We start from the raw sequence: 13,588 nt of genomic DNA, 5'->3' as shown, positions 1-13,588 counted from the left end.
ATGTGAACGGACCCATTCTGGATGGATTGCCGGGAAAGTCGTAGAGAGCGATTTGTGAGCGAGGAGCAGGACCTATCCCTCAACGCGGTGCGGGCGTTTGTACAGGTCGCGCGCGACAGCAGCGTCACCCGGGCCTCTAAGACGCTCGGCATCACCCAGAGTTCGGTAAGCCGTCACATCGCCGTTCTGGAGGAGTATCTCGGCGCCAAGCTGATCGAACGGCGCGGCCGCCAAAGCCAGTTGACCGACTTCGGCCGCCTGTTCGCCGACGCGCTCGCCGAGCCGCTCGACACGATATTGTTCACCGCCAAACGGATGCGCCGCAACGGCAGGAATGACGCCAACCGGCTCGTCGTGCGCACGTCACTGGCGACCTTCGCCTATACGGTCCTCATCCCGAACTTGCGCGACTTCTCAAAGGAAATGGGCGGCATCACGGTCGACGTCATCAGCACCCTGTCAGCACCCACATCCACCGACAGCTTCGACGTGCTGCTCACCCGCGATCTGACCTTGACGGAGCCGGAGGACCGGTGGGACGTCTATGACGAGCAACTCGTTTGCGTTGGGGCGCCGGACTGTGTTGCAGGCCGAGGCCTCAAAGCCTTGCGAAACACGCCCGTCATTGCAGTGACCTCCCGGCCCGACATTCTGCCGACCTGGCTCCGCGGCATGGATTTGAAGACGTCGGAGATCACCTCCGGTGCACGCTACGATCATCACTACCTCGCCTTGCCGGCGGTCACGACAGGCAGCAGCTTGTTGGTGGCGCCACATATCCTCGTTGCCGACCTGATCCGGCAGGGTCTGGTGGAGGTGCTGGAGGGTTCACGGGCGCCGAGCGGCATGCAATATCGCGCCTATGCCATCGATCGTAGCTCCAATCCGGATGTCGCCCGCGCCTTTTGCCGCTGGCTGACCCGGCTTTGCCGGAAGATGACCGAGGAAAGCGTCCTCGCCCGATAGATGGCAGCTTTTCCCCACTATCATCGCAAAATACGATCAATTAAGCAGCCTTGTACGATAGCAAAACTGGCGAGCGATGACTTCCATCGGTAGTTCTGGGCGAGAATCCAGTGCATCGAGGAGAGTTGCGTTGCCACTCATCGCCAAGAGACTACAGGCCGTCCGCCCGTCCGAGACCAAGGCCATGACCGCCAAAGCCGCTGCCCTGCGCGAAAAGGGCATCGACGTCATCGCGCTCAGCCAGGGCGAGCCGGATTTCGACACGCCCGAGGCGATCCGCAATGCCGGGATCGCCGCGATCCGCAATGGCCGGACGCGCTATACGCCGGTTGCCGGCGTCAAGCCACTGCGCGAAGCAATCAGGGGAAAACTCCTGCGTGATAACAGCCTCGACTATGACATCGATCAGATCACCGTCGGCTGCGGCGCCAAGCAGGTGGTCTTCAATGCCCTATTCGCCAGTCTCGATCCAGGCGATGAGGTGATCATCCCGACCCCCTGCTGGGTCTCCTATCCCGACATGGTGCGGCTTGCCGGCGGCGAGCCGGTGCTTGTCGCTGGCCACGAGCATTTCGGCTTCAAGCTGAAGCCAGAGGATCTCGAGGCAGCGATTACGCCGCGCACCAAGTGGCTGATGCTGAACTCGCCCAACAATCCGACCGGCGCGGTGTATTCCAAGGCTGATCTTGCCAAGCTGGCCGAAGTCCTGCGAAAGCACAAACAGGTTCACGTGCTCGCCGACGACATCTACGAGAAGCTCGTCTACGGCGTTCCGTTCGCTACCATGGCCGAGGTGGCACCCGACCTCATCGACCGGGTGCTGACCGTCAACGGAGTTTCGAAGTCCAGCGCCATGACCGGCTGGCGTCTCGGCTATGGCGCCGGCCCGAAGGACCTTATTAAGGCGATGAACACGATCGAAGGCCAGACCTCGTCGCACACCAGTTCGATCTCGCAATATGCCGCCATCGAGGCGGTCGGCGGCGACCAGGACTACATCGCCGATTTCGTTTCCTCCTTTGCCAAACGCCGTGATCTCGTCGTCGAAAAGATCAACGAGGCCTACGGCCTGAAATGCCGTACTCCGGACGGTGCCTTCTACGTCTTCGTCAACTGCACCGGTGTCATCGGCAAGATCACCCCGCAGAGGGCGCTGATCGAAAACGACATGGATTTCGCCATGTATCTCCTGGAGCATTTCGGTGTTGCCGTCGTGCCGGGCTCAGGCTTCATGGCCTCGCCCTATATCCGCCTTTCCTACGCCGCGGCAATCGAGGATCTGCAGCGTGCCTGCGGCCGTATCCTCGCCGCCTGCGAAGCTCTTTCCGAAAGTGAGACTACCTATGAGCAAAGCAAAAAAACTGCGTGACGCTGTGGCCGAACGTGGTCTCGTCCACATCATGGCCGCTCACAGCCCTTTGTCGGCGATCCTCGCCGAAGAGGCCGGATTTGACGGGCTCTGGGCCTCGGGCTTCGAGCTCTCGGCACTCTACGGTCTCGCCGACATGAGCCTGATCACCATGACCCAGCATCTCGACATGCTGCGGGCGATTGCCGGCCGTTCGTCTCTGCCAATTGTTGCGGATATCGACACCGGCTACGGCAATGCCCTGAACGTGATCCACGCCGTCCGCGAATATGAAACGGCTGGAACAGCTGCCGTCGTCATCGAGGACAAAACTTTCCCAAAAGTCACTAGCCTTGCCGCCGACGGACGGCAGAAATTGCTGCGCATCGAGGAGTTCCACGGCAAGATCGAGTCGGCGGTTGCAACCCGTTCCGACCCGGACTTCCTCGTCATTGCCCGCACCGAGGCCCTGATCGCAGGCCTCGGTGAAGAAGAAGCATTGAAGCGCGGCATGGCTTACGCCGAGGCCGGCGCGGACATGATTCTGATCCACTCGAAGAAAAAGGATCCGGCCGAAATCGAGAGTTTTTCGCGCGCATGGAAGGGATCTGTGCCGCTCGTCATCGTGCCCAATGCCTATCCCGAACTCGACGCCACGCGCATCAAGGCGCTCGGCAACATCAGGATGACTATCTACGGCAATTATGGCATCCGTGCTACAGTGACGGCGATGCAGGACACTTTCCGCCGCATCATTGCCGACGGCGGCGTGCAGAATGTACACGAGGACATTGTGCCGGTGGAGGAGATCTTCCGGCTGCAGAAGATGGAGCAGGTCAAGGCCGACGAAAAGCGGTTTCTGAGATAGGATGGCACGATGCGGCTGACACCCGTAGCAAGTCCCGATGCTCCCGACTTCGGTGTCTCTGTCGCTTGGAACGGAGACGCATTAGCAGATGCAACATTTCATCTACAACACGGATCTGAGACGACCGCCGGACAAGTCCAAGTTTCGCCGTCCCACGGCCGACGAGCCGCCACCCGTGGATTTCGACGCGTTCATCTTCCTGTCTCGCATGCCGTTAATGGAACGTTCAGTCACGTGCTTCGGACGCTCGCTTAAGAGCAAAGGTACCATGGCCAACATAATTGAGTTCCACAGTGTCGGCGGAACTGCTATGCCGCGCTATAACCTCCTCGAGTGCTTGCCATAATGTTTCTCGGCCTATTTTAGCTTCAGCTTTAAGTGATGGAGTAAGCGCCATGGCCGCGGAGATGACTTCTTCCGTTCGACGCTGCACCGTCCAATTAAAAGCACGCTGATGCACGTTGGTGAAGAGCCTTGCTGACGAAATGGCGTCCGCTGCGTCAAACAGTTCGTATTCCCCAGCGCTATTTGAATGCGCCCTGCGGTCGTATCCATCGACAAGTCGCTCAAGAAGCGAATAGATTTCGTCCCCGACATTGTTTTGGGTATCTCCCCAGCGATATTCGACTATCGCCAGGCAGCCGTGCGGCACCAGTATTCTATGGCTTTCGGCAAGGAACGTATGCTTGTCAAAGCGGTGTGCTGCGCAGGCCGCGGCCACGAGCGCGACCGACCTGGATGCATAGCCAACCTCTTCTGCAAACCCGGTTATGTATCTGACGTTTTCGAGCTTTTCTGGATGATCTTCTGCCGCCCGCCTCATCTCTGCGCTTGGTTCTATTCCAATTACGGAGCGGCTTGGATTGAGGGAGCGAGCAAGTGGTCGAGTAAAAAGACCCGTTCCGGCTCCAATGTCGACTGCCGGATATCCCACCGGAACTAACGACAGCAAGGAATTGATATGATCTACCATTTGTTTGGGATACTCTGGTCGGTCGCTGTAGCGGCTCGCCAATCTTGCAAACTCGGCGATAGACCCTGGAGGTTCGTTGCTCTTGGTGCTCGTTTGCATGGCTGTAGCTTTCGTCTTTCTTGCGCTGAAGGAAAAGGAGCCGAGGCGCTTCAAACTCTGGTCATTTGGAAAGTGGAAGATGCCGGTGAAGCGTCGCAAGCCCCCTGTCAAGCACGCTAATCGTCTCGGGATTGCCGATGCCGACGCGGATCGCCTCAGGAGGCACAAAGGTTTGAGACGCGTAAGAACTGCTGTCGGCAACCTGCACGCCATCGCTCTTGATCGCGGCCGCCAATTCTTTGCTGGATGTGCCTTCGGGTAGTGGCAACCACACATGCAGACAGCCTGGATCCGTGACATAGCGGCAATTACAAAGGATCCGGTCGAGAAGTTCGTGTCGGTTGCGTAGCTCGGCTTTTACCGCCGACAAGATCGCCTGATCGTCGCCTCGGCGAATGAAACCGGACATCAAGGCAGCGCTCATCGGCGTTGCCATCCAATAGGTCGCACGAACTCCCGGCCAAAACACGCAGGCAGCTTCGTCCGCCGTTGGAGCGACGAGATATGCCAGTTTCAGTCCGGCCGCGAAACTTTTCGCTGTCCCCAAGAGATACCAAGATATTTCCGGTGCCATTGCCGAAATCGGCGTCAAGGGCGACGGGCTTAGAAGGCTGTAGACATCATCTTCAATGATTTTGACGCCATAGCGCCTGGCGATCTTCGCGATATGCGCGCGGCGCCCCAAAGACATCGTAACGGTTGTGGGATTCTGATAGGTGGTCAAAAGATAGATTGCGGCCGGTTTTGTTTCTTTGCAAACATCCTCGAACGCATTTAGAGCTGGCTTGGGGAATCTGGACAGAGCGATAAGTGGATTTTCCGCCTGACAACGGCAACGTGGTTGCCGCGAATCAGGAGAGACCATGACGAAGCGCACGCGCCGGAACCACACACCGGCTTTCAAGGCCAAGGTGGCTTTGACTGCCATCAAGGGCGAAAAGACGCTGGCCGAGTTGGCTCAGCTTTTCGATGTTCACCCGAACCAAATCACAGCCTGGAAGGCGCAACTGCTTGATGGCGCCGCCGGCGTCTTCGGCTCGGGCGTTGCGAGCGCCGAGGCGCCATCGGTGGATTTGAAGGCGCTTCACGCCAAGATCGGAGAGCTGGCGCTGGAGAACGATTTTTTGGAAGGCGCGCTCATCAAGGCCGGCATGCTGAGCGTAAAGCGATGATAGACCGCAACCACGACCTTCCCATCGTCCGTCAGGCCAAGGCTCTGAACATCAGCCGCGCCAGCGTCTACTACAAGCCGCGGCCGGTGTCGGCCGAGGACCTCGCGCTGATGCGCCGCATCGATGAACTGCATCTGGAATACCCGTTCGCGGGCAGCCGGATGTTGCGCGACCTTCTCAACCGCGAGGGCGTCGAGATCGGCCGCCGCCACGTCGCCACGCTGATGAAGCGCATGGGCGTCGAGGCGATCTATCGCCGACCGAACACCTCGAAACCCGCGCCGGGCAACAAAATCTATCCCTATCTCCTGCGCGGACTGAAGGTCGATCGTCCGAACCAGGTCTGGGCGATGGACATCACCTATATCCCGATGGCGCGCGGCTTTGTCTATCTGGCCGCCGTCGTCGACTGGTTCAGCCGGCGCGTGCTCAGCTATCGCGTGTCGATCACGATGGAAGCGGACTTCTGTGTCGGGGCGCTGGAGGAAGCCCTGACAAAATATGGCGCGCCCGGCATTTTCAACACCGATCAGGGTAGCCAGTTCACCAGCGAGCCCTTCACCGACGTTCTGATCGCCAACGAAATCGCGATCAGCATGGATGGTAAGGGCGCATGGCGCGACAATGTCTTCGTCGAGCGCATCTGGAAATCGGTCAAGTATGAAGAAGTCTATCTGCATGCCTACGACAGCGTCGGCGTGGCGCGCGCCTCGCTTGGCCGATATCTGGATTTTTATAATCGACTGCGCCCCCATTCCAGCCTTGACCGGCGCACGCCGGACGAGGCCTACTTCGATCCGACGCACTTCATGGCGGCGGCATGAATTTTCCGCCGCCGGGTGTTGGATGCGACTACGGTCGGGCTATCGCCCTCCCTGCGTCACACCCAACACCCGGCGCAATCGAATGAACGAAACCCGGCGGAACGCCACTTATCATTCGCGGGAAACTGTTCAGACAACCGGAGCCAGCGCTTTTGGCTCAACACCGTTGGCATCGACGGGCGCGTCAATCACTGGAATTCCGTAGCGCTCGGCAAACGTTCGTACCGGCGGATAGGTCATTTGTTCTAGGACAAGAGCTCGACCTTTAGGGATGATCCCGGGGAGGATCATATGCATGGCCGCTTGTGTACTGTGGGTCAAAACAACCCGGCCTGCGTCCGGTTGTGTTCCTAACCGACGGCTCGTGAATTCCGCTCCTCTCGACCGATCCTCGTCGGAGCCCGTCCAACGATGTGTTTTTACGAGGCTGGAGGGCGACGTTGTCAGTAACAGTTCTTCAAGAACATCCTTGAAGATTTGGTCGAAAGTCTGGGGAACAGGAGGTGGATGGTTGAGATTAAGTCGGATCAATCCATTATCGTCGATACACCGGTCGACCAGCGACTCAGATTGGACGTACACCCTATTCATTTCCTCGACCTCCTATTGTCTCCGATACTCGCCAGCTTCATCCTTGGCCGCACTAGTTGAGACCCCGTCGCGCCAGAACAGCAGAAATCGCGACCGCCAGGATTGTCGCGATCGGAATTGCCCTGCCCCGTATCGCTGGCACCTTAACCGCGGTGGTCACGTGCAGCATGGCGAGAGCGATGAAGGCCAGCGCGAAGACTGTCGGAAACGCCGCAACCGGGAAACCTGGCCGCGCCATCAGCAGGATCGCGACTAATGGTGTGTCATAAGAGACGGGAATGCCCGTAAACTTGGCATCCGAGGTCAGGCCGAAGCTCTCGAAATAGCTGAGGCGGATGGCGCCAGCCATGATGAGGGCGAGAATGGCCAAGAGCGATAGAACGCCTCCTTCTCCAACAAATACGATAACGACCGACGGAAATATTACGCCATGGATGAAGTCGCCAAAACCGTCGAGACATTTTCCGAAGTCCGCTGCTCCTGGGCGGCGGTTGTCACTGGTTTTGCGGGCGACATGACCGTCCCAATGGTCAAGGAACCACATCCAGAGCATCGATGCGGTGCCGAGCTCGATACGACCGTTCAGCGCCAGGAAAAGTCCAAGGATCGCGAACACGAAGCCCGTTGCCGTAATGGCATTGGCGTAGTCTCGAAAGTATGTCAGCATTTGGGTACTCCTCGACGAAGCTCTTAGTGGCGGGCGCCTGGGAGCCGTCGGCCTGCGATCGGGAAGGCATGGGCGTGCGATCCGGCACGTTATTCCAGTCAGTGCACCGCCCCTCACGTGCGTTTGCCAATCCCTGCCCGCAGTTGCCGTAAGTCATGATGCCGCCTAACGGCTTTTCAGGCTATTGAGCGTAGCGACGACTTTCTCCAGGGCCGGTTCGAGTTCTTCCGGTGGCGCTCCGAACGAAAGCCGGAGTCCCGTCTCGTCACCGAACGTCGTTCCGGCAACGGAAGCGACGCCTGCTTCCTCAAGAAGGATGCGGGCCACATCATCCACGGTGCGGGTTGAGCTCGTCCTTGGCAGCCCGGCGAAGAGCGGTGTGAGATCGAGGTAGAAGAAGAACGAGCCTTCGGCACGCGGCGGTGGTGCGACGTCCTCCAGCTTGAAGAGAATTCTTAGCCCTGACTTCCGCGCAGCTGCGAGGCGCTGATGCATCTCCCGCTCGTAGCTGCCGTCGCCGACTTCGAGGTGATGCAGTATGGCGTGTTGAGCAATCACGTTCGCATTCGAAGTCGTAAGGCTTTGAAGCTTTTTGGCCGCTGCGACGATTTCCGGTGGTGCGGCAAAATAGCCGAGGCGCCATCCCGTAATGGCCAACTCTTTGGAAAACGCATTGACCAGTATGGTTCGTGAACGAATGCCCGGATGAGCCATCGTAATCGACTGATGGCGATCCCCGGTGAAAACAAAACTGGAGTAGCACTCGTCGGAGAGGACCCAAAGATCATGGTTTATTGCGAGATCACCGATGGCCTGGAGGGTCGCGCGGTCGTACACGGCTCCCGTCGGATTATTGGGCGAGTTAATAATAATTGCCGTAGTCTTGGGCGTTACGGCGCTACGGATGGCGGGGATTTCAGGAACATAAGAAGGCGGCTTGGCGTCCACGAAAACAGGCTTTGCCCCCGCCAAAAGAACCTGCGATGGAAATGTCGGCCAGCAGGGACGAACAATGATGACTTCGTCGCCTGGATCGAGGAGCGCCAAGGTGGCATCGAGCAAGCCCTGTTTCGCACCTGCAGTGATGACGATGTTGTCGGTATCCCACGCAAGCCCGGTTTCAGTCGACAATTTCTTGGCAACGGCCTTGCGGAGAGACGGCAGACCAATTGATTCAGTATAGCGGTTTACACCGGCATTTATGGCGGCAATCGCGCCTTCGCGAACCGAAACCGGGGGTGCGGTGATGACCTCGCCTGCCGCCAGGTCGATGATTTCGCGCCCTTGGGCTGCCGCTGCCGCTGCTGCTTCCCGAGCTGCCGCGGTCCCTGATCCGGAAAGGAGAGCAATTCGTTGCGCCAACATGTCTATCTCCTGTCTGTTGTCCGCCTCTGCTAGGGCTTAACCTGCTGAACCCCCGCTACCAGGGGCTGGGCTGCCATCAGGCCCTCTGGCGCGAAGATCCCTTCGGCGATCATTAGATCCTCCTCGCTGTCGATCTCGTACCATTTGAGATCATCGCACCTGACAGCCGCGATCTGCAGTCCCTTCTGCTGAACCAGCTGAGACAGCAGCTCCTCGCAGTACGACTTGACGGCACCAGCGCGCATGAGATCGTCGAGATGCGGGACAATTGTCGTGCGAAGGTCCTCTCCGGAAAAGCGGATCAGGTTCATAGTCTTGAACAACTGTGGTGAACCGTCCGTCAGGTTTTCAGCGGTCTGTCCCATCCTCAATTCCGCAATATGGCCGTGATTAGTCAAAATGGCGGCCGAGCCTTCCATCGACGCTCCGAAAAGGGCGACGGCGGCGACGTTTTTGGACTGGCTTGTCGCGAGGCGGCGAAGCGCATCCGGCTCGAAATAGACATCGCCTTCGAGAATGTAGGTATTGCCCGTCAAAAGGACGTGACGCGCCAGCCAAAGCGAATAGGCACTACCGGTCCTGTCGAAAACATCCGATTCGACATAACTGATTTCGAGGCTTCGGAACCGGCGGCCGCAGGAATATTCAATCGCGTCCTTGCGATAGCCAACGACGATAGTGACTTCTTCCACGCCAACGGCCTCAAGGTTTCGTAGCGCGTTGTGGAGAATTGGGGTGCCATTGACTTCAACCAGGGGCTTTGGCCGTAAATCAGTCAGCGGCCGAAGACGCGAGCCGAAGCCGGCGGCGAGAACAACAGCTTGCTTGGCAGAGTTATCGACCATTGGTTATTTCCTCGGTGTGACGCTTTGGCGGAACGCCTGATTCCAAAACGCTGAAGCCATCAGCAAGCCAGCGCAAGCCGGTTCGAGCTTTTTCGACGGAACCCCGTACAGCTGTGCGCGCGCCTTGACAGATGCGGCCCGAAACGGTTGGCACAGCTATCAATGCTTTTTCTGATGGCGTCGATCGCCCCACACCGGATCGCTGCGACCGGATTGCTCCACTCTCCCTGGCCATCAGCTGTCGACCTCGCGGCCGGCATCGCTGGCCGCCCTGGAGGCAGAGCCCGCCGACCGAGGATTTGAACCAGCGTGTTCTTTGCGCCAGCACGCGCGCCCTTCTGCGTTTGCAAATTGCACTCTCAAGGCGGCCAATCATCTCCGGGCACCGTCTCCGGTCTTCGGCAGATAATGCGTCTCTGCGGCAGCGAGCTCGTCATAAGCCATCAACTCGAAAAGCTCTTCCAACGGGGCGACATCCGGCTCGATGCCAGCTATGCCTTCTTCGCGAATGATGCGATTGCAGACATTGCGCATGGCGGCGATCGCAGCGCGCATATTGTGATTTGCCCAGATGACGGCCGAGATATGTGCGGCGCGATATTCGGCGACCGGGGTGCGATAGTATTTCGTCGGCACGATCACAACAGGGAGGTGATTCTGCCATGAACGGGCAAATGCCAGGATTTCCATCGGATCGGATTTGCGCGAATGGATGAGGATCGCGTCGGCACCGGCGCCGGCATAGGCATGCGCGCGGGCAAGCGCCTCGTCCTGGCTGTAGCCGGCAATGAGAGCCTCTATCCGAGCCACCAGCACGAAGCGGGGGTCAGGCACCGCGTCTTTCATGGCCTTCAAACGGCCGCAGAACTCTTCGATGTCGGCGAGCGGGTGGTGATCGCCAATGAAAGAGTTCATCTTAGGGAAGAGTTTGTCCTCGATACATACGCCACTCGCACCGCGTCTGTGCAGATGGGCGGCGAGAAGGCGAGCGTTGTTGAAATTGCCGAAGCCGCTGTCAGCGTCGACGAGAATAGGAATGTTGGCAGCACGAGCCATACGTTCCACCACATCGGCCACTTCGCTCCAAGAGGCTTCGTTCGCATCGCGATAGCCGAGGCTGGAGGAGATCGAAAGGCTGGACGCCCAAAGCGCCTTGAAACCGGCCCGCTGGGCAATGGCCGCGGAGAGCGCATCATGGGCTTCCATTAGGAATGACGGTTCGTCATGTATGCAAATGAGGTCACGGAGCGTAGGCATAGCTCCGCTTGCTTTGCCGCCCGAATCCGCAGGTGATGCTTCTTTTCCGATATGTGGATCCGACGCAGATCTGACATGTCCTTTCATACCTTCAATCAATCCCCATATCCACGCGACACGAATGTCGGTCGGCAGCTCCTGTCGACTCGCTACAAGGGAGTTTCAAAAGTTGTGCCAACTGCGCAGAAAAGAGCCTCGGAAGCATTTTCCACTTGGTCTTCAATGGCTTACATGACTGCGCGTACTGTGCGTCAGGGAATCGGGCCAACGTTTTCGTGTCGCTCATGTGACAAAGCGGCAGTCGATTTCCAGGCGTCTTCCAAGGGATGGCGGACAGAATTCGTCCTTACGGGACGCGGAATTCCCGCGCGCCATTCAACCGGTCCGCGCTGTCCGATGTCCGACGATGTCGTGGCTTTTGGTCGTGCCCCGCTGAGTGGTGTAGCTCGGCGGTGACGAAGCCGCTCGCGAGCGCGCTCTCAACAGCGCCGTAGCGAGCGAGCGGCTTTGCGGCGGTCACTCGAAGCCGAAAAATCGGCGTAGCCAGGCACAGCCATAAGCAGGTTCGTCAATCGGAGCGTCGAGTCGTTCAGCGCATCAATGGAGACGGTCTGGACCTGCGCGTTCAACGCGGCTGCTTGCCCGGCAGAGAGGCGCGGGTTGCGACACACGCCGCAATGCGGGCAGACCGCCATTCGTCTTGGGCCAGCGGAACTGGCGGAAGATAGCGTCTGAACGAACTGGGACTCCGCCGAGCTATAGACAGGTTGAAGGCGTAACCGAACACGCCACATCACGGCATTCCGATCAACATGCCATCCGGCGGCCTGATACGCGTTCATCGGTCATCCCAAATGCTCCTGGACCGTCTAACGCAGGGAAGCGTCGGGTCCCGCCTCTATAAGCGGTCCAGAAAGAAATCGCTTCTCGGCAAGCAACGCTCGGAGACCGGACCGCATGAGTAGCTTGCCTCGAATTTAGTAGCCTGCGCTACCTAATGCCGCTCTGCTAGCAGGCGATCCTCGCCGTCAATTAGTCGAGATCAAGCACTTCATCACCCAACGGCCCGCCCTTTAGCAAGACATCCCGACCGGACTTCCTCGGCCCAAGCTTGGACATTTGGAGCACGAACTGTCGTCGGCGGTCATGAATCTCTTGCGGCCCTCGTTCGGCTGCCGCTGCCAACAAATCATTGAACCTGGTCCTCGCCTCTTTGACGGTCCAGATACCGAGTTCAGTACGACCGCCACTTGCCCCGCCGCTCGCCAATGCACGCTCCAGTTGACCGCGTTTACTATTCGCCGGTGGTTCTGATTTAGGCCTCGCCCATCATAAAGCAATCCTAGCCGCAAAGGAGCCCACCGGAATGTTTCTTCTCGACACAAATGTGCTGAGCGAGTTCACAAAGAAGAGACCGAACCGACATGTCCTTACCTGGGCAGACTGGGCGATGTCGCGACATCGGCTTGCAATCCCGTTTGGCGCCGTTTTCGAGCTGCAACGGGGCATTGAATCTCTGCGGTCGAGAAACCCAAGCCGCGCCCACGATCTCTCGCGCTGGCTGAACGAAGTGCTAGAAACCGATATGATCTTCCTCGTTATGGATGCCTCAGTTGCACGGATGTACGCATCGATGACCACGGTCCCGGAGCTGAGGCATTTGTGGGTGCCGTCACCCCAGAATCATCGGCGAGGACCAAGCCAGGACCTTGCGATCGCGGCGACCGCGATTGTGTATGGGATCCCCGTCGTCTCCATCGACGTCCATGATTTCCTTAGAATCCATGCTCATTTTGAATTACCCGGCCTTTTCAATCCGATCGAAGAAACCTGGGAAGTTCCGATGAAACGAAACTTTGTGACAGGATTGGCGAAAGTCGGCGTAAGGTCTTTAGAGGCACCGAGCCAGCACCTGAGGTACTGCGCCTGACGCTGCCGTGCCTCAGCGCGCGCGGAGATAACTCTCTTGTATCCCGGTCGGACACAAGCGCCACAGACGCGGAGCTGGGGACCTTTATTGCGGTCACTGCGGAACTCTATCGTGGTTAGCGCCGCTCGACAGGCATAACGCCGCGCCGGTCCGCCACATCTTCGCGACGAGATGTACACCGGTGACGGTTTCGACTTGCCCGGATACCCTGAAGCCAAACGAGGAATATACTCCCGTTTTTGTTCCAGCATGGCCTCATCGAATTTTTTGATGACAAGCGCTTTTGGCGGAGTCATTTTCGTCAGGCGGCGGTGTCTCACCGCCCCTGCCCTTTGTTTTGTTTAAGAGCTCAGCCCGCGCGAGGCCAGATGATTGATCGCCTTAATCTAGACCCAGCCCTTTATCCAAGTGACTTGGAACGCCTGAAGTCAGTTTTCGACCAGCTTTGCCAAGAGGGCCTTATCCAGCCTGGGTCGCCAGAAGCCGAGAACATTGCCTCTGACTTGATTCGACTTTTCCAAGAAGGACTCAACGACGAAAACGGCCTGCTACTTGCAGCTCGGGCGCGGCGTCAGGCGTTGCGGCGAGCAGGCTGACCTTTTGCCGCCGCCCTAAAGAGCGCAGATAGGCGGCGATCTCAGGAACGAGGTCATAGGCCGGCGACAGCCCATCCATGTGGGGCC

13 protein-coding genes are annotated in these 13,588 nt (G+C 58.4%); 5 read left to right on the top strand and 8 right to left on the bottom strand.

The window, feature by feature from the left end:
- Nucleotides 1-54 precede the first annotated feature (54 nt).
- The 3 genes from ACFSQT_RS11450 to ACFSQT_RS11440 all read left to right on the top strand — a co-directional run bounded on the left by ACFSQT_RS11450 (nt 55) and on the right by ACFSQT_RS11440 (nt 3,182).
- A complete protein-coding gene (locus ACFSQT_RS11450) occupies nt 55-966 on the top strand; it encodes a LysR family transcriptional regulator (RefSeq protein ID WP_379018573.1) in 912 nt (303 codons plus the stop codon).
- A gap of 130 nt (nt 967-1,096) precedes the next feature.
- Nucleotides 1,097-2,335, top strand: a complete 1,239-nt coding sequence (locus ACFSQT_RS11445) for a pyridoxal phosphate-dependent aminotransferase (RefSeq protein WP_379018571.1) — start codon at nt 1,097-1,099, stop codon at nt 2,333-2,335.
- Complete coding sequence (locus ACFSQT_RS11440; RefSeq protein WP_379018569.1) at nt 2,310-3,182, top strand: isocitrate lyase/phosphoenolpyruvate mutase family protein; 873 nt, start codon at nt 2,310-2,312, stop codon at nt 3,180-3,182. The genes ACFSQT_RS11445 and ACFSQT_RS11440 overlap by 26 nt, the downstream gene beginning before the upstream one ends.
- 226 nt (nt 3,183-3,408) lie before the next feature.
- Here ACFSQT_RS11440 and ACFSQT_RS11435 read toward each other — a convergent pair whose 3' ends face one another.
- Nucleotides 3,409-4,353, bottom strand: coding sequence for a class I SAM-dependent methyltransferase (locus tag ACFSQT_RS11435; protein WP_379018567.1), 945 nt, complete (start codon nt 4,351-4,353; stop codon nt 3,409-3,411).
- A complete protein-coding gene (locus ACFSQT_RS11430; RefSeq protein WP_379018565.1) occupies nt 4,316-5,131 on the bottom strand; it encodes an aminotransferase class I/II-fold pyridoxal phosphate-dependent enzyme in 816 nt (271 codons plus the stop codon). Before ACFSQT_RS11430 ends, ACFSQT_RS11435 begins: the two co-directional genes overlap by 38 nt.
- Here ACFSQT_RS11430 and ACFSQT_RS11425 point away from each other — a divergent pair.
- Nucleotides 5,118-6,250 (top strand): IS3 family transposase gene (locus tag ACFSQT_RS11425; protein ID WP_379018563.1). Its coding sequence is split into 2 segments (ribosomal slippage): nt 5,118-5,382 and nt 5,382-6,250, totalling 1,134 coding nucleotides; the frame shifts between segments, so codons are not numbered across the junction. The two genes, ACFSQT_RS11430 and ACFSQT_RS11425, sit on opposite strands and share 14 nt — an antisense overlap.
- A 129-nt stretch (nt 6,251-6,379) precedes the next feature.
- Here the strand turns inward: ACFSQT_RS11425 and ACFSQT_RS11420 are convergent.
- From ACFSQT_RS11420 to aepX, 5 genes are all read right to left on the bottom strand, one after another.
- Nucleotides 6,380-6,841: an aminotransferase-like domain-containing protein gene (locus tag ACFSQT_RS11420; protein WP_379018562.1), complete on the bottom strand. Its 462-nt coding sequence runs from the start codon at nt 6,839-6,841 to the stop codon at nt 6,380-6,382.
- 52 nt (nt 6,842-6,893) lie between these two features.
- Entirely contained in the window at nt 6,894-7,508 is a 615-nt protein-coding gene (locus ACFSQT_RS11415; protein WP_379018560.1) for a CDP-alcohol phosphatidyltransferase family protein, read from the bottom strand.
- 165 nt (nt 7,509-7,673) lie between these two features.
- Nucleotides 7,674-8,873: a pyridoxal phosphate-dependent aminotransferase gene (locus ACFSQT_RS11410; RefSeq protein ID WP_379018558.1), complete on the bottom strand. Its 1,200-nt coding sequence runs from the start codon at nt 8,871-8,873 to the stop codon at nt 7,674-7,676.
- Between the two features lie 29 nt (nt 8,874-8,902).
- Nucleotides 8,903-9,718, bottom strand: coding sequence for a phosphocholine cytidylyltransferase family protein (locus ACFSQT_RS11405; RefSeq protein WP_379018556.1), 816 nt, complete (start codon nt 9,716-9,718; stop codon nt 8,903-8,905).
- Between the two features lie 372 nt (nt 9,719-10,090).
- Complete coding sequence (gene aepX / locus ACFSQT_RS11400; RefSeq protein ID WP_379018767.1) at nt 10,091-10,975, bottom strand: phosphoenolpyruvate mutase; 885 nt, start codon at nt 10,973-10,975, stop codon at nt 10,091-10,093.
- 1,366 nt (nt 10,976-12,341) lie between these two features.
- Here aepX and ACFSQT_RS11395 point away from each other — a divergent pair.
- The gene (locus ACFSQT_RS11395; protein ID WP_379018554.1) at nt 12,342-12,905 is read left to right on the top strand and encodes a PIN domain-containing protein; all 564 of its coding nucleotides are present in this window, start codon (nt 12,342-12,344) and stop codon (nt 12,903-12,905) included.
- Between the two features lie 528 nt (nt 12,906-13,433).
- Here ACFSQT_RS11395 and ACFSQT_RS11390 read toward each other — a convergent pair.
- Nucleotides 13,434-13,580, bottom strand: a complete 147-nt coding sequence (locus ACFSQT_RS11390; protein WP_379018552.1) for a hypothetical protein — start codon at nt 13,578-13,580, stop codon at nt 13,434-13,436.
- Between the last annotated feature and the right edge of the window lie 8 nt (nt 13,581-13,588).

It is taken from the genome of Mesorhizobium calcicola (assembly GCF_042682105.1).
Lineage (GTDB): Bacteria > Pseudomonadota > Alphaproteobacteria > Rhizobiales > Rhizobiaceae > Mesorhizobium > Mesorhizobium calcicola.
The sequence above is the reverse complement of the archived record's forward strand: the minus strand, read 5'-3'. Positions and strand labels throughout refer to the sequence as shown.